The sequence below is a fragment of the Tistlia consotensis USBA 355 genome (genome assembly GCF_900177295.1).
GTDB lineage: Bacteria > Pseudomonadota > Alphaproteobacteria > Kiloniellales > DSM-21159 > Tistlia > Tistlia consotensis.
In genome coordinates, this window is sequence record NZ_FWZX01000023.1 from 79,324 (window position 1) to 101,482 (window position 22,159).

General features: G+C 71.9%; 22 protein-coding genes. 13 read left to right on the top strand and 9 right to left on the bottom strand.

The features are described 5' to 3' along the window. Positions 1-7: 7 nt before the first annotated feature. From B9O00_RS22635 to B9O00_RS22650, 4 genes are all read left to right on the top strand, one after another. Positions 8-901 (top strand): polyprenyl synthetase family protein, encoded by an 894-nt coding sequence (locus B9O00_RS22635; RefSeq protein ID WP_085125015.1) that lies wholly within the window; start codon positions 8-10, stop codon positions 899-901. Between the two features lie 75 nt (positions 902-976). Next, positions 977-2,908 (top strand): 1-deoxy-D-xylulose-5-phosphate synthase, encoded by a 1,932-nt coding sequence (dxs, locus tag B9O00_RS22640; protein ID WP_085125016.1) that lies wholly within the window; start codon positions 977-979, stop codon positions 2,906-2,908. 112 nt (positions 2,909-3,020) lie between these two features. Further along, positions 3,021-4,484, top strand: coding sequence for an MATE family efflux transporter (locus B9O00_RS22645; protein WP_085125017.1), 1,464 nt, complete (start codon positions 3,021-3,023; stop codon positions 4,482-4,484). Positions 4,485-4,552: 68 nt separating this feature from the next. Then, on the top strand, positions 4,553-5,287 hold the full coding sequence (locus tag B9O00_RS22650; protein ID WP_085125018.1) for a TlyA family RNA methyltransferase: 735 nt from the start codon (positions 4,553-4,555) through the stop codon (positions 5,285-5,287). 4 nt (positions 5,288-5,291) lie between these two features. Here the strand turns inward: B9O00_RS22650 and sppA are convergent, their stop codons facing one another. Both sppA and B9O00_RS22660 read right to left on the bottom strand, forming a co-directional pair. Next, a complete protein-coding gene (sppA, locus tag B9O00_RS22655) occupies positions 5,292-7,088 on the bottom strand; it encodes a signal peptide peptidase SppA (RefSeq protein ID WP_085125019.1) in 1,797 nt (598 codons plus the stop codon). Positions 7,089-7,097: 9 nt separating this feature from the next. Continuing rightward, entirely contained in the window at positions 7,098-7,679 is a 582-nt protein-coding gene (locus tag B9O00_RS22660) for a peroxidase-related enzyme (protein ID WP_085125020.1), read from the bottom strand. A 104-nt stretch (positions 7,680-7,783) separates the two neighbouring features. Between B9O00_RS22660 and B9O00_RS22665 the strand changes: the two genes are divergently transcribed. After that, the gene (locus B9O00_RS22665; RefSeq protein ID WP_218822913.1) at positions 7,784-9,097 is read left to right on the top strand and encodes a class I SAM-dependent RNA methyltransferase; all 1,314 of its coding nucleotides are present in this window, start codon (positions 7,784-7,786) and stop codon (positions 9,095-9,097) included. Between the two features lie 4 nt (positions 9,098-9,101). Here B9O00_RS22665 and B9O00_RS22670 read toward each other — a convergent pair whose 3' ends face one another. From B9O00_RS22670 to fabI, 3 genes are read right to left on the bottom strand one after another with little or no spacing between them, the layout of a single operon-like run. Further along, on the bottom strand, positions 9,102-9,584 hold the full coding sequence (locus B9O00_RS22670) for a GNAT family N-acetyltransferase (RefSeq protein WP_085125022.1): 483 nt from the start codon (positions 9,582-9,584) through the stop codon (positions 9,102-9,104). A gap of 4 nt (positions 9,585-9,588) precedes the next feature. Then, positions 9,589-10,680, bottom strand: coding sequence for a chorismate synthase (aroC, locus tag B9O00_RS22675; RefSeq protein WP_085125023.1), 1,092 nt, complete (start codon positions 10,678-10,680; stop codon positions 9,589-9,591). 40 nt (positions 10,681-10,720) lie between these two features. Continuing rightward, positions 10,721-11,560, bottom strand: coding sequence for an enoyl-ACP reductase FabI (fabI, locus tag B9O00_RS22680; protein WP_085125024.1), 840 nt, complete (start codon positions 11,558-11,560; stop codon positions 10,721-10,723). Between the two features lie 182 nt (positions 11,561-11,742). On the opposite strand from fabI, the gene B9O00_RS22685 reads away from it, so the two are divergent. Next, positions 11,743-13,071: a YihY family inner membrane protein gene (locus B9O00_RS22685; protein WP_085125025.1), complete on the top strand. Its 1,329-nt coding sequence runs from the start codon at positions 11,743-11,745 to the stop codon at positions 13,069-13,071. Between the two features lie 24 nt (positions 13,072-13,095). Here the strand turns inward: B9O00_RS22685 and B9O00_RS22690 are convergent, their stop codons facing one another. From B9O00_RS22690 to B9O00_RS22700, 3 genes are all read right to left on the bottom strand, one after another. Then, entirely contained in the window at positions 13,096-13,443 is a 348-nt protein-coding gene (locus B9O00_RS22690; protein ID WP_085125026.1) for a chaperone modulator CbpM, read from the bottom strand. 61 nt (positions 13,444-13,504) lie between these two features. After that, positions 13,505-14,422: a DnaJ C-terminal domain-containing protein gene (locus tag B9O00_RS22695; RefSeq protein WP_085125027.1), complete on the bottom strand. Its 918-nt coding sequence runs from the start codon at positions 14,420-14,422 to the stop codon at positions 13,505-13,507. Between the two features lie 112 nt (positions 14,423-14,534). Continuing rightward, a complete protein-coding gene (locus B9O00_RS22700; protein WP_085125028.1) occupies positions 14,535-15,023 on the bottom strand; it encodes an RT0821/Lpp0805 family surface protein in 489 nt (162 codons plus the stop codon). A gap of 254 nt (positions 15,024-15,277) precedes the next feature. Here B9O00_RS22700 and pdxH point away from each other — a divergent pair, with 254 nt between their 5' ends. The 7 genes from pdxH (at position 15,278) to B9O00_RS22735 (ending at position 21,470) form a co-directional block, all read left to right on the top strand. Next, positions 15,278-15,868 carry a pyridoxamine 5'-phosphate oxidase gene (gene pdxH, locus B9O00_RS22705; RefSeq protein ID WP_085125029.1) on the top strand — a complete coding sequence of 197 codons (591 nt, stop codon included), beginning with the start codon at positions 15,278-15,280 and terminating at the stop codon, positions 15,866-15,868. 210 nt (positions 15,869-16,078) lie between these two features. Beyond that, the gene (locus tag B9O00_RS22710) at positions 16,079-16,951 is read left to right on the top strand and encodes a cation diffusion facilitator family transporter (protein ID WP_085125030.1); all 873 of its coding nucleotides are present in this window, start codon (positions 16,079-16,081) and stop codon (positions 16,949-16,951) included. 161 nt (positions 16,952-17,112) lie between these two features. Further along, positions 17,113-17,985, top strand: coding sequence for a universal stress protein (locus tag B9O00_RS22715; protein ID WP_159460297.1), 873 nt, complete (start codon positions 17,113-17,115; stop codon positions 17,983-17,985). Between the two features lie 61 nt (positions 17,986-18,046). Continuing rightward, entirely contained in the window at positions 18,047-18,364 is a 318-nt protein-coding gene (locus tag B9O00_RS22720) for a hypothetical protein (protein WP_085125032.1), read from the top strand. Continuing rightward, positions 18,361-18,753, top strand: a complete 393-nt coding sequence (locus B9O00_RS22725) for a hypothetical protein (RefSeq protein WP_085125033.1) — start codon at positions 18,361-18,363, stop codon at positions 18,751-18,753. Before B9O00_RS22720 ends, B9O00_RS22725 begins: the two co-directional genes overlap by 4 nt. A gap of 116 nt (positions 18,754-18,869) precedes the next feature. After that, positions 18,870-19,625, top strand: a complete 756-nt coding sequence (locus B9O00_RS22730; protein WP_085125034.1) for an SDR family NAD(P)-dependent oxidoreductase — start codon at positions 18,870-18,872, stop codon at positions 19,623-19,625. A gap of 33 nt (positions 19,626-19,658) precedes the next feature. Beyond that, a complete protein-coding gene (locus B9O00_RS22735; protein WP_235017178.1) occupies positions 19,659-21,470 on the top strand; it encodes an SLC13 family permease in 1,812 nt (603 codons plus the stop codon). Positions 21,471-21,482: 12 nt separating this feature from the next. On the opposite strand, the gene B9O00_RS22740 is transcribed toward B9O00_RS22735, so the two are convergent. Beyond that, complete coding sequence (locus B9O00_RS22740) at positions 21,483-22,043, bottom strand: hypothetical protein (protein ID WP_085125035.1); 561 nt, start codon at positions 22,041-22,043, stop codon at positions 21,483-21,485. Positions 22,044-22,159: the final 116 nt, after the last annotated feature.

The window sequence follows — 22,159 nt, forward strand, 5'->3', positions numbered from 1 at the left end:
CAGGGGAATGACGGAGGCCGAACTGAAGAAGGCGCTGGCGGAGGTCGCCGGCGCCGTCGAGACGATGCTCGCCGAGCTGATGCCGGACGCCGCCGGGCCGATCGGCCGGCTGCGCGCCGCCATGCGGCACGGCTCGCTGAACGGCGGCAAGCGGCTCAGGCCCTTCCTGCTGGTCGGCTCGGCCGACCTGTTCGGCGTGCCGCGGGAGCGCTCCCTGCGCGCCGGCGTCGCGCTGGAGATGGTGCACTGCTACTCGCTGGTCCACGACGACCTGCCGGCGATGGACGACTCCGACCTCAGGCGCGGCCAGCCGACGGTCCACAAGGCCTACGACGACGCGACGGCGGTGCTGGCCGGCGACGCCCTGCTGACCGAGGCTTTCGGCGTGCTCGCCGATCCGGCGACCCACCCCGACCCGGCCGTGCGCTGCCGGCTGGTCGCCGGGCTGGCGCGTGCCGCCGGCTCCGAGGGCATGGTCGGCGGCCAGGCGATCGACCTCTCGGCCGAGCGCCACGGCCTCGACCTCGCCGGCATCGAGCGGCTGCAGGCGCTCAAGACCGGCGCGCTGATCGCCTATGCCTGCGAGGCCGGCGCCCTGCTCGGCGAGGCGTCGCCGGAGCAGACGGCCGCGCTGGTCGACTACGCCCGCCTGCTCGGCCTGGCCTTCCAGATCGTCGACGACCTGCTCGACGTCGAGGGCACGACCGAGGAACTCGGCAAGCCGGCGCAGCAGGACGCCGATCTCGGCAAGGCGACTTTCGTCGTCCATCTCGGGGTCGACGGGGCGCGCCGGCGGGCCGCGGAACTCGCCGACAAGGCGCGGTGCCGCCTTGATTCTTTCGGTGAGAATGCCGATGCTCTGCGCCGTACGATCGATTTCGTGCTCGCGCGGCGGTCGTGACCTGGGACGCTCTGTCGCGCTTTCTGAGGGGTGCGCGCGGGGCCAACCTGTATTGGAACTTTACGGATAGGCGATATGGCTGATCAAGGGAGCAAGACCCCTCTTCTGGACCGCGTGTCCACTCCCGACCAATTGCGCTCCCTGCCCGAAGACCAGCTCCGGCAAGTTGCCGACGAGCTGCGTTCGGAGCTGGTCGAGGCGGTGTCGGTGACCGGCGGCCACCTCGGCGCCGGGCTCGGGGTCGTCGAGCTGACGGTGGCGATCCACTACGTCTTCGACACGCCGCGCGACAAGCTGATCTGGGACGTCGGGCATCAGTGCTATCCGCACAAGATCCTGACCGGCCGGCGCGACCGCATCCGCACCCTGCGCCAGTCGGGCGGCCTGTCCGGCTTCACCAGCCGCCGCGAGAGCGAGTACGACCCCTTCGGCGCGGCGCACTCCTCGACCTCGATCTCCGCCGGACTCGGCTACGCCGTGGCGCGCGACCTCAAGGGCGAGGACTTCAACGTCGTCTCCGTGATCGGCGACGGCGCGATGTCGGCCGGCATGGCCTACGAGGCGATGAACAACGCCGGCGCGCGCAAGTCGCGGCTGATCGTCGTCCTGAACGACAACGACATGTCGATCGCGCCGCCGGTCGGCGCGATGAGCGCCTATCTGTCGCAGCTGATCTCCTCGAAGCCCTACCAGTCGGTGCGCCATCTCGGCAAGCACATGGCCGAGCGCTTCCCGCGGCCCTTCCGCAAGGCCGCCGAGCGCGCCGAGGAGTACGCCCGCGGCCTGCTGACCGGCGGGACGCTGTTCGAGGAGCTGGGATTCTTCTACGTCGGCCCGATCGACGGCCACAACCTCGACCACCTGCTGCCGGTGCTCAAGAACGTCCGCGACGGCGACTACGAAGGGCCGGTGCTGATCCACGCCGTGACCCAGAAGGGCAAGGGCTACGGCCCGGCCGAGAAGGCCGCCGACAAGTATCACGGCGTCGTCAAGTTCGACGTCGTGACCGGCAAGCAGGCCAAGCCGACGCCGAGCGCGCCGCAGTACACCTCGGTCTTCGCCGATGCGCTGATCGACGAGGCCGAGCGCGACGACCGGATCGTCGCGGTGACCGCGGCGATGCCGTCGGGCACCGGCCTCAACAAGTTCGGCGAGCGCTTTCCCGAGCGCACCTTCGACGTCGGCATCGCCGAGCAGCACGGCGTGACCTTCTGCGCCGGCCTCGCCTGCGAGGGCATGAAGCCCTTCGCGGCGATCTACTCGACCTTCCTGCAGCGCGCCTACGACCAGGTCGTCCACGACGTCGCGATCCAGCAGCTGCCGGTGCGCTTCGTGCTCGACCGCGCCGGCATGGTCGGCGCCGACGGCGTGACCCACCAGGGCGCCTACGACATCGCCTACCTGGGCTGCCTGCCGGGCTTCGTGCTGATGGCGCCCGCCGACGAGGCCGAGCTGGTCAACATGGTGGCGACCCAGGTCGCCATCGACGACCGGCCCTCGGCGCTGCGCTATCCGCGCGGCGAGGGCCTCGGCCTCGAGCTGCCGAAGCACGGCGCGCCGCTCGAGATCGGCAAGGGCCGGATCCTCAAGGAAGGCACCAAGATCGCCATCCTGTCCTACGGCACGCGCCTCACGGACGCCCTCAAGGCCGCCGAGGAGCTCGGGGCCAAGGGCCTGTCGACGACCGTCGCCGACGCCCGCTTCGCCAAGCCGCTCGACAGCGACCTGGTGCGGCGCCTGGCCGCGGAGCACGAGGTGCTGATCACCATCGAGGAGGGCTCGGTCGGCGGCTTCGCCAGCCAGGTCCTGCAGGAGCTGGCGGGCCAGGGCCTGCTCGACCACGGCCTGAAGTTCCGGCCGATGTATCTGCCGGACCGCTTCATCGACCACGGCAAGCAGGACGAGCAGATCGCCTGGGCCGGCCTCGGCGCACCCGACATGGTGGTGACCGCCCTGACCGCCCTCGGCTACAACGACGCCGACGCGACCCGCCCGGCGCGCGCCTGAGCCGCCGGAGGCAGGCCCTGTCCGCAGGGTGAGCCGGTCGGTCCGTCCGCAACCTTGATTTAGTCGTTCTCCTCTTGCCACTGCCCTCAAAACGCGCATAGTGGCGCGCGTCATGGGGATCATCGCTTCGTCGAGACCGATCGGGCCGGAGCGGGCTGCCTACGCAGCCGGCAGCCTCGGCCTGTGGCTGGAGGAGGCGCGGGCCATGGTCGGGCTCGCCCTGCCGATCGTCTGCAGCCAGCTCGGCCTGATCGCCATGCAGACCACCGACGTGATCATGCTGGCGCGGCTCGGCCCGGACTACATGGCCGCCGGCTCGCTCGGCTTCGCCGTCTACTTCAACGTCTGGCTGTTCTGTCTCGGCATCCTGATCGCCAGCGCCTCGCTGGTCGCCCAGGCCTACGGCGCGCGCGACTACCGTGGCGTGCGCCGCAGCGTGCGCCAGGCCTTCTGGGTCGCCCTGACGCTGGCGCTGCCGGCCATGGCGCTGATCTGGAACGGCCATCACCTGCTGCTCTGGGCCGGCCGCGACGGCGCGGTCGTCGACCATGCCCGGACCTACCTGCACACCATCGTCTGGGGCATCCCCTTCTCGCTCGGCTTCCTGGTGCTGCGCTACTTCGTCTCCGCGCTGTCGCGCCCGAAGATCGTGATGGTCGCGCTGATCGGCGGCGCGCTGATCAACGGGCTGCTCGACTACCTGCTGATCTTCGGCCATCTCGGCTTCCCCGCGCTCGGCGTCGCCGGCGCCGCCGGCGCGACGGCGGCGGTCCACGTCGGCCTGTTCCTGACCCTGGCGACCTTCGTGCTGCGCGACCGGCAGTTCCGCCGCTTCCACGTCTTCGCCCGCTTCACCAGGCCGGACTGGCAGCGCTACCTCGAGGTCTGGCGGGTCGGCCTGCCGGTCGGCGTGACGGTCGTCGCCGAAAGCGGCCTGTTCCTTTCGGCGCAGCTGCTGATGCTGCGGCTCGGCACGCTCAACGTCGCCGCTCATGCCGTGGCGCTGCAGATCACCGCCGTCGCCTTCATGATCCCGCTCGGCGTCGGCCAGGCCGGGCAGGTTCGGGTCGGCCAGCATTTCGGCGCCCGCGACGTCGAGGGCGTGCGCCGGGCGGCCTGGGTGGCTGCGGCGCTCGGCTGCGGCTTCATGGCCTGCACGGCGACCCTGATGTGGCTGGCGCCCGGCGCCGTCGTCAGCCTCATCGTCGACCCCGGCGACCCGCAGCTCCTGCCGGTCTTCAATCTGGCCGTCAGCTTCCTCGTCGTCGCCGCGCTGTTCCAGATCTTCGACGGTGCCCAGGCGGTAATGTCCTGCTCGCTGCGCGGGCTCTGCGACACCGCCTGGCCGATGGCCCTGGCGATGACCGGCTACTGGGGCATCGGCTTCGTCGCCGCCTACCTGCTGGCCTTCGAGGCCGGGCTCGGCGGCATCGGCGTCTGGTACGGCCTGGCGCTGGGCCTGGCCGTGGTCGCCGCCGCCCTGACCACCCGCTTCTCGCTGCGCCGCCGGCTCGGCCTGCTCGACCGGCACCGCCTCAGCGCCCTGCCGTCGCGCGCCGCCCGCACGGAGACCTAGCGACCGGGCTTGCGGCCCGGCGAATCCCGGCTAGGCTCCGCGGATCGCCGTGACCGGGAGCCCGCCAGATGCGCCAGCGCGCCGACCGCCTGCTCGTCGAGCGCGGCTTGGCCGAGAGCCGGGCGCGGGCCCAGGCGCTGATCGAGGCCGGCCTGGTCGAGAGCGCCGGCCGGCCGGTCGCCAAGCCGGGCCAGCTGCTCGCCGCCGATGCGCCGCTCGCGGTCACCGGCCGCGACCACCCCTGGGTCTCGCGCGGCGGGGTCAAGCTGGCCCACGGCCTCGAGCACTTCCACATCGACCCGGCCGGCCTGGTCTGCCTGGACCTCGGCGCCTCGACCGGCGGCTTCACCGACGTGCTGCTGCAGCGCGGCGCCGAGCGTGTCTACGCCGTCGACGTCGGCCACGGCCAGCTGCACCCGCGCCTCGCCGAGGACCCGCGCGTCGTCTCGCTGGAAGGGGTCAACGGCCGGGCGCTGAGCGCCGAGCTGGTGCCCGAGGCGCCGGCCCTGCTGGTCTGCGACGCCAGCTTCATCTCCCTGGAGACGCTGCTGCCGGCGGCCCTCGCCCTGGTCCGGCCGGGTGGCCGGCTGGTCGCGCTGGTCAAGCCGCAGTTCGAGCTCGGCCCCGGCGCCGTCGACAGGCGCGGGGTGGTGCGCGACCCCGCGGCGCGGCGCCGGGCCTGCGAGCAGGTCGTCGCCTGGCTGGAGGCGCAGCCCGGCTGGCGGGTCACGGACCTGACCGAGAGCCCGATCGCCGGCCCGGAGGGCAACGTCGAGTACCTGCTCGCCGCCGAGCTGCCCTAGGAGGTCACCTGACCGCGCGCAGCAGGTTCGCGCGCGGGTCCTGGCTCAGCAGCTGCGCCTCGCCCGCGGCCTGGGTCAGCGGCGGCAGCAGGCCGCTGGCGCGCAGCAGGCCGGCGACGCGGGTCGCCAGCAGGCTGTCGGAGAGGAAGCGGCGCAGCAGCCGCTCCAGCCGGTTGCCGGCCTTCGGGTAGTCGACCAGCGCGACCTCGGAATCCCTGGGCAGGCCGGCCAGCTCGCGGGCCGCATCGATCGCCGCGCGGTAGCCGCCCAGGCCGTCGACCAGGCCGTGCTGGGCGGCGTCGGCGCCGCTCCAGACCCGGCCGCCGGCGACCGCCTCGGCCTCGGCGACGCTCAGCTTGCGGCCGCTCGCGACCTTGCCGACGAAGTCCGCGTAGGCGGCGTCGACGAAGCCGGTGAAGCGCGCCCACTGCTGGGGCGTGAAGTCCCGGGTCGAGTCCCAGAAGCCGGCGTTGGCGCCGGCCTGGACGCCGCTCCAGTTGACGCCGAGGTCGTGCCACAGCCCGGCGGTCAGGATCTTGCCCGAGACCACGCCGATCGAGCCGGTGATCGTGCCCGGCTCGGCGATGATGCGGTCGGCGGCGGCCGAGACGAAGTAGCCGCCGCTCGCGGCCAGCGCGCCCATCGAGACGACGACCGGCTTGCCGGCCTCCTTCGCCTGGCGCACCGCCCGCCAGATCGTGTCGGAGGCGGCGTAGGAACCGCCCGGGCTGTCGACCCGGAACAGGATCGCGCGCACCGTCGGATCGGCGGCCGCCTCGCGGAACGCCTCGGAGACCGTGTCGGCGCCCATCGAGAGGCCGCCGAAGGGGCTGCCGTCGCCGCTCTCGCCCAGGGTCACCGGGCCCTGGCCGTAGATCACCGCGATGCGCGGCAGGCCGTCCTCGCTGCCGCCGTCGCCGCGCGCCGACAGGTAGTCCCGGACCGGCTCGAGCTCGGCGCCGGAGCCGGCCGCCTTCAGGATCGCGGCCTCGGCCTCGTCGCGGTAGCCGAGGGCGTCGACCAGCCTGTCCTTCAGCGCCTCGGCCGGCAGGTAGGGACCGCCGTCGACCAGGCCGCGCACCGCCGCCTGGGTCAGGCCGCGGTCCCTGGCGACGTCGGCAGTCAGCTGCCCCAGCCAGGAATCGAGCAGGCCCTGCAGGTTCTCGCGGACCGGCTGAGTCATCTCCTCGAAGGTCAGCGGCTCGGCCGCGCCCTTGTACTCCTCGCGGCGATAGATCCGCGCCTTGACGTCCCATTCGTCGAGCAGGGCGCGGGCATAGGGCTGGTCCAGGGTGAAGCCGACCAGGTCGAGGTTGCCCGAAGGCTGCAGCGTGATCCGGTCGGCGGCCGCCGCCAGGTAGTAGTGCAGCGTGCCGTCGCCGCCCTCGCCGAACGAGGCCGCGAAGGCCTGGACCGGCTTGCCGCTCTTGCGGAAGGCGAGCACGGCCCGGCGCAGCTGCTGGGCGCGCGCCATCGACAGCTCGCCCGCGCCGAGCCGCAGCAGCAGGCCGCCGACGCGGGGGTCGTCGGCCGCCGCCTCCAGGCCGAGCACCAGCCGGCGCAGGTTGGTCTCGCCGGTCAGGCCGCCGAAGGTCGCGGCCGGGCCGGGCGGGCCGTCGGTCAGGCCCTTGGCGAGGTCGAGCACCAGCACGGCGTTGTCCGGCTGCCCGACCTCGGCGCTCTTCCAGGACTCGACGTTGCGCCAGGCGAGGCCGAGCACCAGCGCGACCGCCACGACCAGCAGGCCGAGCGTCGCCAGGATGCCGACGACGCACTTCAGCAGGAACAGCAGCAGCCGCATCGGAAGGTCCTATTCCTCGCCTCTGGCCATGCCGTGGTACTCGGGGTTCGGCATCATGTCGACGCCGGCGGCGACGCGGTTCGACATGTTGAAGAAGCCGACCACGTTGCAGAGGTCGAAGATGTCCTCCTCGCCGAAGCCGAGGTCGCGCAGCGCCTGGCGGTCGGGGTCGCCGACCAGCTGCGGCGTCTCGGTCAGCTTCCAGGCGAAGTCGAGCAGGCCGCGCTGGCGCGCCGACAGCTCGGCCACCCGGTAGTTCATCACCATCATCTCGCCGAGCTGAGGGTCGCCGGACAGCTCGCGCACCGCGGCGCCGTGGGCGACCAGGCAGTAGTAGCAGCGGTTGACCGAGGAGACGACGACCGCGACCATCTCGCGCTCCAGCTTGGACAGGCCCGACTCGCCGAGCATCAGGTCGTTGTACATCTTGCCGAAGGCGCGCAGCTTCTCCGGCCGGATCGCGTAGGCGGCCAGCACGTTGGGCACCAGGCCCAGCTTGTCGCGGCAGACCTGGAAGTACTTCCGGATGTCGTCGTCCAGGCCGGCCTCGTCGGGCACCGGTAGCTTCATCACGTGGTCGGGCTGCGGCACGGGCTCTTCTCCCTTTCGTTGTCGTCGGCCAGCAATCGGTAGCGCGCCGGCGGTCCCGTAGGCTACTAGCATGGCCTCCGGGAATGACAGGATCGCGAAACAGCATGCGCAGGCACGCGAGGCCGGGCGGCGGCCGGCAGGTCGAGGTGACGATCGAGGGACTGGGCGGCCGCGGCGACGGCGTCGCGACCTGGCAGGGCAGCCCCGTGTTCGTCGCCCAGACCGTGGTCGGCGACCGGCTCAAGGTCAAGCTGACCAGCGAGAAGGCCGGCGGCTGGCGCGGCGAGCCGGTCGAGCTGATCGAGGAGGGGCCGGGGCGGCAGGACCCGGTCTGCGGCCACTTCGGGCCCTGCGGCGCCTGCCAGCTGCAGCAGCTCGACGACGGCCTCTATGCCGAGTGGAAGCGCGGCCTGGTGCTCGACGCCCTGGCGCGCCAGCAGCTCGAGGCGGCGGAGGTGGCTCCCCTGGTCCGGGTGCCGCCGTGCAGCCGGCGGCGCGCCAGCCTGGCGGCGCTCCGCCTCGGCCGGCGCGCGCTGCTCGGCTTCCACGAGCGCATGAGCCACCGGGTCGTCGACCTGTCCGAGTGCCACGTGCTGCGCCCGGAGATCTTCGCCCTGCTGGCGCCCCTGCGGGAGCTGCTCGCGGTCCTGCTGCGCGACGGCGAGAGCGGCGAGGTCATGGTCACCCTGACCGAGAACGGCTGCGACCTGCTGCTGACCCTGCCCAGGGCGCCGGATCTCGCGGGCCGCCAGGCGGCGACGGCCTTCGCCGAGGCGCAGGACGTGGCGCGGCTCTCGGCCCAGGCCAAGGGCGAGACGGAGCCTGAGCCGCTGTGCCTGCGCCGGCCGCCGCTGCTGACCTTCCGGGCGCCGGGCAAGGACGTGCCGGTGACGCCGCCGCCGGGCGGCTTCGTGCAGCCCAGCGCGGAGGGCGAGGCGGCGCTGCGCGACGCCGTGCTCGGCGCCCTCCCGGAGGCGCTGGGGCGCGTCGCCGACCTCTTCTGCGGCTGCGGCACCTTCTCCTTCGCGCTGCTCGCGAAGGCGTCCGGCGTGCTGGCGGTCGAGGGCGACGAGCCGTCCCTGGCCGCGCTCTGGACGGCGGCGCGCCACGGCGGCCTGGCCGGGCCGCTCGACATCGCCTCGCGCGACCTCGCGCGCCAGCCGCTCCGGCCCGAGGAGCTGGCCGGCTTCGACGCCGTCGTCTTCGACCCGCCGCGCGCCGGTGCCCGCGAGCAGGCCCAGCACCTGGCGGCCAGCGCCGTGCCGCGGATCGTCGCCGTCTCCTGCAATCCCGTGAGCTTCGCCCGCGACGCCCGCATCCTGGTCGAGGGCGGCTACCGGCTGGAGCGGATTGTCCCCGTCGACCAGTTCCCCTGGACGGCGCACCTGGAGCTGGTCGCCGGGTTCCGGAGACCGTGAGCGCCTAGTCCGCCAGCCGGCGCAGGCTCTCGCCGCTGACCACGTAGACGTCCTTGTTGACCTCGCGGGCGCCGACGATGGTGCGGTAGAAGCGCAGGGCAGGGCGGTTACGGCGGTCGACGGTCCAGACGATGCGCGGCCAGTCGCGCTGCCGGGCGATGCGCGCGAGGCAGCGCATCAGGTCGCGCCCGACGCCGCGGTTGCGCCAGCGCTCCAGCACGAAGATCTCCTTGAGGAACAGCGCGATGCGGCAGTCGCTGGTCCAGAACACCGGGGCATAGATGGCGTAGCCGATGTCGACGCCCTCGCTGGAGGCGAGCACCGCCTCGTAGCCCGGCTGGGCACCGAGGTAGCGGCGCAGGCGCCCGGCCACCTCGCTTGCCGGGATCGGCTCGGGGTCGCCGTAGAAGGCGTAGGTCTCCATCAGCAGGACGGTCAGGCGGCCGATGTCCTCGGGCGCGACGGGGCGCAGCTCGAGCTGCGGCACCGTCTCAGACCCTGCCGGTCTGCGCGCGCTGGCGCAGCAGGTGGTCGGCCAGCACGAGCGCCATCATGGCCTCGCCGACCGGCACCGCGCGGATGCCGACGCAGGGGTCGTGGCGGCCCTTGGTGACGATCTCGGTCTCGTTGCCCTCCAGGTCGATCGTGCGCCGCGGCATCAGGATCGAGGAGGTCGGCTTGACGGCGAAGCGCACGACGATGTCCTGGCCGCTGGAGATGCCGCCGAGCACGCCGCCGGCCTGGTTCGACAGGAAGGCGACCTTGCCGTCGACCATGCGCATCTCGTCGGCGTTCTCCTCGCCGCTGAGCTCGGCGGCCGCGAAGCCGGCGCCGATCTCGACCGCCTTGACGGCATTGATCGACATCATCGCCTTGGCGAGGTCGGCGTCGAGCTTGTCGTAGATCGGCTCGCCGAGGCCCGGCGGCACGCCCTCGGCGACGACCTCGACGACCGCGCCGAGCGAGGAGCCGGCCTTGCGGGTCGCGTCGAGCACGCCCTCCCAGCTCTGGGCGGCCTGGCGGTCGGGGCAGAAGAAGGGATTGTCCTCGACCGCCGCCCAGTCCCAGTTGTCGCGGCTGACCCGGTGGCGGCCGATCTGCACCAGGGCGCCGCGGATCGTGACGGCGCCGGGGCCGAGCACGGCGTCGAGCACCTTGCGGGCGACGCCGCCCGCGGCGACGCGCATCGCCGTCTCGCGGGCGCTGGAGCGGCCGCCGCCGCGGTAGTCGCGGATGCCGTACTTCTTCCAGTAGCTGTAGTCGGCGTGGCCCGGACGGAACTTCCCGGCGATCTCGCCGTAGTCCTTGGAGCGCTGGTCCTGGTTCTCGATCATCAGGGCGATCGGCGTGCCGGTCGTCCGGCCCTCGAAGACGCCCGAGAGGATGCGCACCTGGTCGGGCTCGCGGCGCTGGGTGGTGAAGCGCGACTGGCCCGGCCGGCGCTTGTCGAGCCAGACCTGCAGGTCCGGCTCGGCGAGCGGGATCAGCGGCGGCACGCCGTCGACGACGCAGCCGATCGCGGCGCCGTGGCTCTCGCCCCAGGTTTCGAAGCGGAAGGCTTGGCCGAAGGCGTTTCCCGGCATGGCCGTCAGGCCTGGGAGGAGGCGTTGCCCGGCACGGCGGTCAACCCTGGGTCTTGAAGCCTTCGAGCAGCTCGCGCACCTGGGCGGCGGCGTCGACCGCCATCATGCCGACGGTGTGGTAGCCCGAATCGACGTGGTGCACCTCGCCGGTGACGCCCGCCGAGAGGTCGGAGAGCAGGTAGAGCGCGGAGCCGCCGACCTGGTCGAGGCTGACGTTGCGGCGCAGGGGCGAGTTGTACTCGTTCCACTTGAGAATGTAGCGGAAGTCGCCGATGCCGGAGGCGGCCAGCGTCTTGATCGGGCCGGCCGAGATCGCGTTGACCCGGATGCCCTGCTCGCCGAGGTCGGCCGCGAGGTAGCGCACCGAGGCCTCGAGCGCCGCCTTGGCGACGCCCATGACGTTGTAGTGCGGCATGACCCGCTCGGCGCCGTAGTAGGTCAGGGTCAGCAGGCTGCCGCCGTCGGCCATCAGCGGCACCGCGCGCTGGGCGACGGCGGTGAACGAGTAGCAGGAGATGTCGAGCGAGCGGACGAAGTTGGCGCGGGTGGTGCGCAGGAACTTGCCCTTCAGCTCGTCCTTGTCCGCGTAGGCGATGGCATGGACCAGATAGTCGAGCCGGCCCCAGCGTTCCCCGATCGCCTCGAAGACCGCATCGATCGAGGCGTCGTCGGTGACGTCGCAGGGCAGCACGATCTCGCTGCCGACCGAGTCGGCGAGGGGGCGCACCCGCTTCTCCAGCGCTTCGCCCTGGAAGGTGAAGGCGAGCTCGGCACCGTGCTCGTGCAGGGTCTTGGCGATGCCCCAGGCGATGGAACGGTCGTTGGCCACCCCCATGATCAGGCCGCGCTTGCCGGACATGAGGGCGTCAGGATGGCTCATATGTTGGTCTCGACTTGTCGCTGCTTGTCTCGGGGGGCGCTGGAGAACGGCCGGCGGGGGCGCATCCTACACCAACCCGGAGGGCGGTCAAACCGCACCGGGCCGCGGTCTGCGCCTCGCCGACGGGTTGAACGGGACGGTCCGGCACGACAGAGTCGGACTCGGCGAGGAGGGCCCGATAGATGACCGAAGGCAAGGCTCTGGCGTCCCGGCTCAGCGCCGTCTGGAAGCGGTCGGGCGGCTTCGCCAGCTTCCTCGGGCGGCGTTGCCTGCGCGACAACCTGACCGGCCTCGCGGCCAGCCTGAGCTACACCTCGCTGCTCGCCCTGGTGCCGATGCTGGCGATCGCCCTGTCGGTGCTGGCTGCCTTCCCGGCCTTCGACCAGGCCCGCGAGCGCCTGCGCGGCGCGATCTTCGACATCCTGCCGGCCGACCAGGCCGCGGCCGCGGCGGCGCAGATCCAGAGCTTCCTCGACAACGCGACGAACATGACCGCGGCCGGCGTGATCGGCCTGGCGGTCACGGCCCTGCTGCTGCTCTCGGCGATCAACGGCGCGCTCAACACGGTCTGGCGCATCACCCAGCAGCGGCCGCTGGCCAGCCGCTTCCTGGTCTACTGGGCGCTCCTGACCATGGGGCCGCTGCTGATCGGCGCCTCGCTGACCGTCTCGAGCTACGCCTTCGCGCTGGCCCAGAGCGCGACCGTGCAGGTCATCGGCAGCGATTTCGTCGCCTTCTCGCGGCTGATCTCGATCCTGCTCGCGGCCGTCGGCTTCGTGCTGGTCTATTTCATCGTGCCGAACCGGACGGTGGCGCTGCGCGACGCCCTGGTCGGCGGCTTCGCCGCCGCGGTCGCCCTGGAAGGGCTGAAGGCGCTGTTCGGTCTCTACATCGCCAACTTCTCGTCCTACGCGCTGATCTACGGCGCGCTCGCGGCGATCCCGATCTTCCTGCTCTGGATGTACGCCTTCTGGGTCATCGTGCTGCTCGGCGCCGAGATCACCGCGATGCTGCCCGAATGGCGCGTCACTGCGCGCCGGGACGGCGGCAGCGAGCGGGCGGCGACGCGCCTCGTGCTGGCGCTGGCGATCCTCTGCCGGCTCGGCGAGGCGCACCGCGACGGCAGCACGGTGCGCCACGGCCGCCTGCTGCGCAGCCTGCCGGTGACGCCCGCCGAGCTCGACGAATGCCTGTCGCGCCTGCGCCGGGCACACCTGATCCAGCGCAGCGACAGCGACCGCCTGCTGCTCGCCCGCGACCTCGCCAAGGTCGACCTCGACAGCCTGCTCGAGGTGCTGGGCCTGCGCCTGCGGGCCAGCGTCGCCTGGCCGGAGGCGTCGCGCCGGGTGATCGAGGCGATGGACGGCGCGCTCGGCCGCTACCGCTCGGCCAGCCTCGCCAGCCTGCTCGACGATCCGGACCTGATGGAGAGCACGGCCCGGCTGCGCCCGGCCGGGAAGGCGGCGCCGGTCAGGCTCGATGCGGAGGAGGAGGCGGGGGCTGCCGACTGAAGCGACGGATGCTCCGGGCCGGGGTCACTCGCCGAGCGACTCGGTGAGGCGCTTCTCGAAGGCGGCGCGCCAGTCCGGCGGCAGCTCGCGCACCGCCTCGCGGATCTCGCCGAGCGTGCGGCGCAGGCCGTAGAGCTGGTCGAGCAGGTTGAGGATCACCGGCACGGCCTCGTCGTTGATCGCCATGTCGCGGCGCAGCTCGCAGATCAGCTCGATCCGCGCCTTGTCGGCCTCGTCGAAGAAGTAGCCGCCTTCCTCATGCAGCGGGATCACCCAGGACTGCTGGATGAAGCCCTCGACCTCGGTCTGCTGGATCTCGATCCCCTCTTCGCGGATCGCGGTGATGACCTCGACGAGCGACAGCAGCGCCATGGTTCCCCCTAGAGCGCGTCGCGCTCGACCTGATGCGTCACGGCGACCAACGTCCAGCCCCCTACGCCAGGCCGGCCTTCTTGCGCGGGTCGTAGCCGTGCTCCTTGCCCCAGCTCTCCATGAAGCGCTGCAGCTCGGCGTCCGGCTTTTCGGGCAGCACGACCTTGAGCTTGACGTACTGGTCGCCGCGCTCGCCCGACTTCTGGTCGACCGTGCCCTTGCCCTTGAGCCTGAGGGTCGTGCCGCTGTTGGCGCCGGCGGGCACCTTCATCGAGACCTTGCCTTCGACGGTCGGCACCGAGATGGTCGCGCCCAGAACGGCCTCGGGCAGGCTGACCGGCACCTCCAGGTGGATGTCGCTGTCCTTGCGGGTGAAGAAGCGGTGCGGCGCGATGTGCACCTCGACGTAGGCGTCGCCGGCGCCGGCGCCGCCCAGGCCCGGCAGGCCCTGGCCCTTCAGGCGCAGGGTCTGGCCGTCGGCGGTGCCGGCCGGAATGGTGACGTCGACGGTCTTGCCGTCGGCGAGCTGGATGCGCTTGCGCGCGCCGTTGGCGGCCTCCAGGAAGTCGATGTGCACGCTGTAGGAGACGTCGGCGCCGCGCTGCCGCGGGGTGCGCCCGCCGGCGCGCCGGCTGCGCCCGAAGCCGCCGAACAGGTCCGAGAAGATGTCCTCGGCGGCCTCGGCGTCGAAGCCGTGGTACTTCTGACCCATGCCGGCGTCGGCGTAGGAGCGGTAGAAGCCGCGTGACGGCTTCTCCTGCCCCGCGGCGTCGATCTCGCCGGCGTCGTAGCGCTTGCGCTTGTCGGGGTCCGAGAGCAGCGAGTAGGCGGCGTTGATCTCCTTGAAGCGCTGCTCGACGGTCTTGTCGCCCGGGTTGAGGTCCGGGTGCAGTTCCTTGGCCAGCTTGCGATAGGCGCGCTTGATCTCGTCCGCGCTGGCTTCGCGGGAGACGCCGAGAGTGCTGTAGAGATCGCTCATGTCAGAACCGTAACGCCGACGAACGGAAAGCGCCCAGCGGCAGACCCCGCTGCCGCTGCGCGCCTTCCGGTCATCTTTGCAGGCCGGCGGGGCGGGCCGCCAGCGCTTTGTCCTACTTCTGCTCGACGATCCGCCAGGTGCCGTCCGGCTGCTGGCAGGCGACGCCGTAGGCCTTCTGCTGCTGGTTGTTGATCGTCACCGTCTCCTGGAACTCGCGGCAATAGGCGCCGTCCTGGCGATAGCCCTCGCGGACCGGGGTGTAGCTGCCCGAGTGACCGGTGTCGGGATTCGACCAGGTGATGGTCTGGTTGATCGGCGCGGTGCGCGCCTGCGCCTGGGCCTGCTGGGCCTCCAGCTTGTCGGCCTTGTCGAGGCCCTTGCCGACCTCGGAGCCGACCAGGCCGCCGGCGACGGCGCCGAGCGCCGTGAAGGCGAGGTTCGCCGTGCCGCCGCCGAACTGCGAGCCGAGCAGGCCGCCCAGCGCAGCGCCGCCGAGGCCGCCGATCGTCTGCTTGGTGCCGTATCCGCTGCCGTCCTGCGAACAGCCGGCAACGGCGAGCACGCCCGCGAACAGGGCCGCCAGAAGGATCTTGGTTTTCATCACACTCCTCGCCAATCGTTTGGGACTGGAACGCTCGGACAGCGCAATTCCGTCGCTATTTGTTCCGTTGGTCGTTGATCGGAATCAATCCGGCGCAAGTCAGGCTATTTGGCGACGGCTCTTCGCCGCGCCAAGCCCTGGTAATTCTTCCCCGGTGGAACAATGTCGTGCGGCGGGATAGCGTTCCACCGGCTGCCGGCCGCCGATTCGCCGCAGCCGCCCTCAGATGCCCGAGAGAAGTCCCAGAGGAATCCATGTTCGATTCGCCGCCGGCCGATCCCCTGACGCTGTTCGCCGACTGGTTCGACGAGGCCAGATCGGCCGAACCGAACGACCCCAACGCGATGGTCGTCGCCAGCGTCGGCGAGGACGGCATGCCCTCGGCGCGCATGGTGCTGCTCAAGGACTACGACCCGCAGGGCTTCGTCTTCTACACCAACTACGAGAGCCGCAAGGGCCGGCAGATCCAGGCCCATCCCCAGGTCGCGCTGCTGTTCCACTGGAAGTCCCTGCGCCGCCAGGTGCGGATCGAGGGGGCGGTGAGCGAGGTCACGCCCGCCGAGGCCGACGCCTACTTCGCGTCGCGCCCGCGGCAGAGCCAGATCGGCGCCTGGGCCTCCGAGCAGTCGCGGCCGCTGGAAAGCCGCTTCGCGCTCGAGAAGCGGGTCGCCGCGATGGCCGCCAGGTACGCCATCGGCGGCGTGCCGCGACCGCCGCACTGGTCGGGCTTCCGCGTCGCGCCGCGGCTGATCGAGTTCTGGAAGGACGGGGCCTTCCGGCTGCACGACCGCTTCGTCTATCATCGCGAAGGCGAGGGCTGGCGCATCGAGCGCCTCTATCCCTAGGGCCCCTCGAGGTCCCGGGATCTCGACGCGCCGGGCCCGGCGTCGCGGCGGTGCCGCGTGGCGGCCCGGCACGGCAAGCGACAAGGCGGCGCCGGCGGTCCGGCGGCAACAGACAGGAACGGCAGACGGCCCATGGCGTCGGGACGGTCGGAGACGGTGGGCGGCGTGGCCCCGGCACCGCGGGCGGGGCCGGCAGAGAGCGGCCGCCTGATGCGCTGGGCGACCTACGCCTCGACCGCGACGGCGCTGACGCTGATCACGCTGAAGCTGCTCGCCTGGTGGATGACCGATTCCCTGGCCCTGCTGTCCAGCCTGGTCGACTCGCTGCTCGACGGCACCGCCTCGGTGATGATGCTGCTCGCGGTCCGCCATTCGCTGGTGCCGGCCGACCGCGAGCACCGCTTCGGCCACGGCAAGGTCGAGGCGCTGGCGGCCCTCGGCCAGGCCTGCCTGATCAGCGGCTCGGCGCTGTTCCTGGTGTTCGAGGCGCTGCGCCGGCTGTTCGCTCCGGCGCCGGTGAGCCACGGCGAGCTCGGCCTCGCGGTCATGGCCGTCTCGCTGGTCGCGACCTTCGCGCTGACGCGCTTCCAGAACTACGTCGTGCGCCGCACCGGCTCGGTGGCGATCCGCTCCGACGCGCTGCACTACCTCAGCGACCTGCTGATGAACGCGGCGGTGATCCTGGCCCTGGTGCTGACCAGCCAGCTCGGCTGGACCCTGGCCGATCCGCTGCTCGGCCTGGCGATCGCCGCCTTCATCGTGCGCGGCGCCTGGCGGATCGGCGTCGACGCCTACAACATGCTGATGGACCGCGAGCTGCCGGACGACGAGCGCAGGCGGATCGTCGAGCTGGTGCGCCAGCACTCCGAGGTGCTGGGCGTGCACGACCTGAAGACCCGCACCTCGGGACGCACGACCTTCATCCAGCTGCACCTGGAGATCGACGGCGGCATGACGCTCTATCGCGCCCACGCGATCGCCGAGGCCGTCGAGGCCGAGCTGCAGACCGCCTTTCCCAATGCCGAGGTGACGATCCACCAGGACCCCCACGTCCTGTCCGAAGAGACGCCGGTCTATTCCTGAGCCGGTGGCGCGCCGGGCCGCCGCCGTCCTGCTGCCCGAGGCGCGAAAAACGCATGTCGACCTTCGCCGGGCGGGGGCAAGGTTCGTTTGATGCAAGTCATTGTCGTTCGCTAGTCTGGTCCCATGATGTGCGCGCAATCCCCGGCCCTAGGAGCCTGTCGATGACCTACCGTTCGATTCTCGCCGTTCTGGACGGCTCGCCCGCCAGCAACGCGCCCCTGCAGGCTGCCTTCGCGCTGGGACGTCGCTTCGACGCCTACCTCGAGGTGCTGCACGTCAGGCCGGACCCGAACCTGTCGCTGCCGCTGGTCGGCGAGGGCATGTCGGGCGCCCTGATCGACGACGTCGCGCGCGAGCTGGAGGAGAGCGCCAAGACCAATGCCGAGCGGGCGCGCCGCTTCTACGAGGACGCCTGCCGCTCGGTCGACCTGGCGCCCACCGACGCCGGCGACAAGCCGCTGGCCGGCGGCTTCCGCCCGGTCTGGCGCAGCCTGGTCGGACGCGAGGACAGCGAGACCGCGGCGCGCGGCCTGCTCGCCGACCTGATCGTCGTGGCGCGGCCGGACCCGGGCCAGGACGGTGCCTACGCGCCGGCGCTCGAGGCCGGGCTGTTCGAGACCGGACGGCCGGTGTTGGTCGTGCCGCCGAGCCACCAGAGCCTGATGGCGCGCAAGGTCGCGATCGCCTGGAACGCGACCCGCGAGTCGACCCGTGCCGCGGCCGCCGCGCTGCCGCTGCTGGTCGAGGCCGAATCGGTGACCGTGCTGTCGGTCGCCGAGTCGAGCGGCGGCCAGGCGCCGGACCCGGCGCGCCTGGCCGACTACCTGGTGCTGCACGGCGTCGAGGCCCGGTCCAAGCGCGTCGAGGCGCAGCGCCATGCCGGCAACGAACTGATCTCCCAGGCCTCGGAGCTCGGCGCCGAGCTGCTGGTGATGGGGGCCTATGGCCATAGCCGGCTGCGCGAGTTCGTGCTCGGCGGTGCGACCCGCGACGTCCTGACCAACACCGAGGTTCCGGTCCTGCTGGCCCACTAGCCCGGTCGCCGGCGTCCCGCCCCGCGGGCCGCCGGCCGCCCCTTTCGGGGAGGGAAAAGCCATGTTGACCCTTGAAGACTGCATCGCGCTCTGCGACCTCAGCGAGGAGGAGATCGAGGCGATCATGGAGCACGAGCACGTGCCCGAGATCGTCGCGGTCGAGATGGCGCAGTACCTGGTCGGCTGCCCCGAGGGCGGGCCCTGCCTCAAGCGGATGATTCTCGACGATATCGAGGCCGCCGAAGCGCGCGGCGACGAGGCGCACGCCTGGAAGCTGCGCATGGTGCTGAGGCACTTCGTCCGCACCCATCCGGCCCTTGCCGCGACCCTCGGGAAGCAGAAGACCGACAAACAGACATTGGCGAAGACGAGCTCATGAGCCTGAAGAACATCCGTCTGGAACTGGCCCGCGATCCCGAGCATCCGTCCGGCAGCGATCGGCACGGCTACGAATTCATCGCGCCGCTCGATGACGAGGGCCACATCGACGTCGAGGAGTACCGGAATCGACGCGAGGAGTGCCGGGTCTGGCGCTTCTGGAACGGCGAGGACGACGAGTTCGGCCGCCTGGTGCACACCCGCGGCGGGTCCTGGGCCTTCCACTACGATGTCGAGGGCGTCCAGGACGTCGACGAGTCCGGCTTCCGCTTCGGCGAGCACAGCTTCGTCGTCGGCGAGTACGTCTCGATCCGCGAGCCGGACGGCGACCTCATCACCTTCCAGGTCAGGGCGGTGCGGTCGGCGCAGCTGCATCCCCTGCCGCGCTGAATCGGGCCGCCGCCGGACAGCGGCGTCGGGTCGCTGCGAACGACTCTCGGCGGGCGCGACGGCCGCGCGCGGATCGGCTAGAGTGCCGCGCGATGACCGCCGACCCAGATCCAGCCATGTCCGACGACCTCGCCCGAGCCAACGAGAAGACGGTGATCCTGACCGGCGCCAGCCGGGGGATCGGCCATGCCACGGTGCAGCGCTTCTCCGACGAGGGCTGGCGCATCATCACCTGTTCGCGCGAGGGCATCCCGCCGCACTGCAAGGCCGACCCGAACTGGACCCACCACATCACGGTCGACCTCGCCGATCCGGCCGGCGTCCAGGACTTCGTCGCCCAGGCCAACGAGATCATCGGCGAGCAGCCGGTGCATGCCCTGGTCAACAACGCGGCGATCTCGCCCAAGACGCCCTACAAGGAGCGCCTGGGGATCCTGAACGGCGAGATCGAGGGCTGGCGACGGGTCTTCGAGCTGAACTTCTTCGCGCCGCTGGCCCTGGCCCGCGGCTTCGCCATCTCCCTGCGCCGCGGCCAGGGCTCGGTCGTCAACATCACCTCGATCGCCGGCCATGCGATCCACCCCTTCGCCGGCTCGGCCTATTCGACCTCGAAGGCCGCGCTCTCGGCGCTGACCCGCGAGATGGCGGTCGAGTTCGCCGAGTTCGGGGTGCGGGTCAACGCGGTCGCCCCGGGCGAGATCGAGACGGCGATGATCGGGCCCGAGTACGAGGCGCTGATCCCGCGCATCCCGATGCGCCGCATGGGCACGCCGGAGGAGGTCGCCGGCGCCGTCTACCAGCTGTGCACGCCGGACTTCGGCTACGTCACCGGCACCGAGGTGTTCGTGACCGGCGGTCAGCACCTGTTCTAGCGCGCCGCCGGGGGCGCCTGACGCGAGGCTGCCGTGAGCCTGCCTGACAGCCTGCCCGACCTCCCGCTGCCGGGCGACCAGCTTCTGCTCTTCGGCCTGCTGGCCCTGCTGGTCGGGCTGCTGGTCTGGGGCCGGATCCGCTACGACATCGTCGCCTTCGGCACGCTGCTCGCCGCCGTGCTGCTCGGCCTGGTCTCGCCGGGCGCCGCCTTCGGCGGCTTCGGCCATCCGGCGACGATCACCGTCGCGCTGGTGCTGGTCGCCTCGCGCATCCTGGCCGACACCGGCGCCACCGAGGCCCTGGCGCGCGCCGTGCTGCCCTTCGCCCGGCGCACCAGCAGCCACGTCGGCATCCTGGCCGGCATCGGCTCGCTGCTGTCCGGCTTCATGAACAACGTCGGCACCCTGGCGCTGCTCATGCCGATGGCCATCGACACCGCGAAGAAGGCCGAGCGCCCGGTCGCGGCGCTGCTGATGCCGCTGTCCTTCGCGACGATCCTCGGCGGCCTGCTGACCCTGATCGGCACGCCGCCGAACCTGATCGTCTCGGGCATCCGCGCGCAATACCTCGACGCGCCCTTCGCGATGTTCGACTTCACCCCGGTCGGCGGCGCCGTTGCCCTGGTCGGCGTGCTCTTCATCGCGCTGCTCGGCTGGCGCCTGGTGCCGGCGCGGCAGGACGGCGCGGCCGCCGAGGCCGGCCTGTTCGACATCGAGAGCTACCTCGCCGAGGTCCTGGTGCCGAAGGACAGCGCCGCCGCCGGCCTCACGCTGCAGCAGCTCTACGAGAAGCTCGGCGACAGCGAGCTGCAGGTCGTCGGCCGGCTGCGTCGCGGCAGGCATCTGGCGCCGGTGCCCCGCTCGGCCGACATCGGCGCCTCGGACCACCTGCTGCTCGAGGGCAGCCCGGAGGCGATCGACAAGGCCGTCGGCGAGCTCGGCCTGAAGCTCGGGGCCGGCAAGGGCAAGGCTGGCCTGCTGAAGGGCGAGGAGACCGAGCTGCGCGAGGCGCTGATCCAGGTCGGCAGCCGCTGCATCGGGCGCAGCGCCGCCCAGCTGCGCTTCGTCGCGCGCTACCGGGTCAACCTGCTCGGCGTGTCGCGGCAGGGCCGGGCGTTCCGCGGCCGGGTCCGGGATTTCCGCTTCGAGGCCGGCGACGTGCTGCTGCTGCACGGCGAGCCCGGCGACCTCGACGAGGCCCAGCTGCAGCTCGGCCTGCTGCCGCTCGCCGGGCGCGGCCTGACCTTCGGGCTCAAGGAGAAGGGGCCCTGGGTCGTCGGTCTCTTCGCCGCGGCCGTGGTGGCGGCCAGCCTCGGCCTGGCGCCGATCGCCGTCACCCTGGGGGTCGCGATCGCGGCCATGGCGGCCGCCGGCCTGGTCGCGCCGAGCCGGCTCTACGAGGGCATCGACTGGCCGGTCATCGTGCTGCTCGGCTCGCTGATGCCGGTCGGCGCGGCCCTGCAGAGCACCGGCGCCACCGATACGATCGCCGGCGCGATCCTGGCCCTGGGCGCGGACTGGCCGCCCTGGCTGGTCCTGGTGCTGGTGCTGGTCGTCACCATGACCCTGTCGGACGTGCTCAACAACGCGGCGACGGCGATCGTCATGGCGCCGATCGGCATCGCGCTGGCCGAGCGCCTGAAGGTCAATCCCGACGCCTTCCTGATGGCCGTCGCCGTCGGCGCCTCCTGCGCCTTCCTGACCCCGGTCGGGCACCAGAACAACGCCCTGATCCTGGGACCGGGCGGCTACCGCTTCGGCGACTACTGGAGGATGGGGCTGCCGCTGGAGCTGCTGATCTGCCTCGTCGCCGTGCCGGCGATTCTGCTGGTCTGGCCGCTCTGAGGCGGCCGCCGGTCAGGCCTCGCTCCCGGTCCCGCCGATCCGGCCGCGCAGCTCGTCGAACCAGGCGAGGCGGGCGCGGGTCTGGGCGATCTCCAGGTCGAGCCAGCCGGCCAGCTCGCTGGCGCCGTCCTCGTGCTCGTGGCGCAGCTCGATCAGGCGCAGCAGCTCGCGCTCGAACAGCTCGAGCAGCATCTCGACCTGGGCCTCGCGCTCGGCTTCCGGCAGCAGGTGCAGGAAGCGGATCTTGATCGCGACGATCAGCTTGCTGAGGTCGTTGACCTGGGCGCGGACGTTCGAGGCGAGCAGGCGGTGCAGCTCCTGCTCGCCGGTCCTGGTGATGCGCAGCTCCTGCTCCTCGGCGGCGAGCTGCGAATCCTGCGGCTTGCACAGGCCCTCGACCTTGAGCAGCTCGAGCGGCTGGGCGACGAGCTCGAGCGATGGCCCGACCAGATGGCCGATGAAGTGCCGCACCTCGCTCGCCAGCGCGCCGTAGTTGCGCGCGCGCGTCGCCAGCAGGCCGAGCGCCAGCAGGCGCACCGCCTCGCTCGGCATCAGGGAGTTGTCGCGATACATCGGTCGCTTCCTGCCGCGGGGCGCCGTTGCCCACGCAGCGAATCATAGGAAGCGGCGGCGGCCGAGTCCAGCCGCCGCCGGCATCCTTCGCTCGGAACGGGTGCCGCGGCGCCGCG

What these genes read in the sequence shown, in the direction of transcription:
- B9O00_RS22635 (WP_085125015.1), top strand. Translation starts at nt 8, where the DNA reads ATGACGGAGGCCGAACTGAAGAAGGCGCTGGCGGAGGTCGCCGGCGCC.
- dxs (WP_085125016.1), top strand. Translation starts at nt 977, where the DNA reads ATGGCTGATCAAGGGAGCAAGACCCCTCTTCTGGACCGCGTGTCCACT.
- B9O00_RS22645 (WP_085125017.1), top strand. Translation starts at nt 3,021, where the DNA reads ATGGGGATCATCGCTTCGTCGAGACCGATCGGGCCGGAGCGGGCTGCC.
- B9O00_RS22650 (WP_085125018.1), top strand. Translation starts at nt 4,553, where the DNA reads ATGCGCCAGCGCGCCGACCGCCTGCTCGTCGAGCGCGGCTTGGCCGAG.
- sppA (WP_085125019.1), bottom strand. Translation starts at nt 7,088, where the DNA reads ATGCGGCTGCTGCTGTTCCTGCTGAAGTGCGTCGTCGGCATCCTGGCG.
- B9O00_RS22665 (WP_218822913.1), top strand. Translation starts at nt 7,784, where the DNA reads ATGCGCAGGCACGCGAGGCCGGGCGGCGGCCGGCAGGTCGAGGTGACG.
- aroC (WP_085125023.1), bottom strand. Translation starts at nt 10,680, where the DNA reads ATGCCGGGAAACGCCTTCGGCCAAGCCTTCCGCTTCGAAACCTGGGGC.
- fabI (WP_085125024.1), bottom strand. Translation starts at nt 11,560, where the DNA reads ATGAGCCATCCTGACGCCCTCATGTCCGGCAAGCGCGGCCTGATCATG.
- B9O00_RS22685 (WP_085125025.1), top strand. Translation starts at nt 11,743, where the DNA reads ATGACCGAAGGCAAGGCTCTGGCGTCCCGGCTCAGCGCCGTCTGGAAG.
- B9O00_RS22690 (WP_085125026.1), bottom strand. Translation starts at nt 13,443, where the DNA reads ATGGCGCTGCTGTCGCTCGTCGAGGTCATCACCGCGATCCGCGAAGAG.
- B9O00_RS22695 (WP_085125027.1), bottom strand. Translation starts at nt 14,422, where the DNA reads ATGAGCGATCTCTACAGCACTCTCGGCGTCTCCCGCGAAGCCAGCGCG.
- B9O00_RS22700 (WP_085125028.1), bottom strand. Translation starts at nt 15,023, where the DNA reads ATGAAAACCAAGATCCTTCTGGCGGCCCTGTTCGCGGGCGTGCTCGCC.
- pdxH (WP_085125029.1), top strand. Translation starts at nt 15,278, where the DNA reads ATGTTCGATTCGCCGCCGGCCGATCCCCTGACGCTGTTCGCCGACTGG.
- B9O00_RS22710 (WP_085125030.1), top strand. Translation starts at nt 16,079, where the DNA reads ATGCGCTGGGCGACCTACGCCTCGACCGCGACGGCGCTGACGCTGATC.
- B9O00_RS22715 (WP_159460297.1), top strand. Translation starts at nt 17,113, where the DNA reads ATGACCTACCGTTCGATTCTCGCCGTTCTGGACGGCTCGCCCGCCAGC.
- B9O00_RS22720 (WP_085125032.1), top strand. Translation starts at nt 18,047, where the DNA reads ATGTTGACCCTTGAAGACTGCATCGCGCTCTGCGACCTCAGCGAGGAG.
- B9O00_RS22725 (WP_085125033.1), top strand. Translation starts at nt 18,361, where the DNA reads ATGAGCCTGAAGAACATCCGTCTGGAACTGGCCCGCGATCCCGAGCAT.
- B9O00_RS22730 (WP_085125034.1), top strand. Translation starts at nt 18,870, where the DNA reads ATGTCCGACGACCTCGCCCGAGCCAACGAGAAGACGGTGATCCTGACC.
- B9O00_RS22740 (WP_085125035.1), bottom strand. Translation starts at nt 22,043, where the DNA reads ATGTATCGCGACAACTCCCTGATGCCGAGCGAGGCGGTGCGCCTGCTG.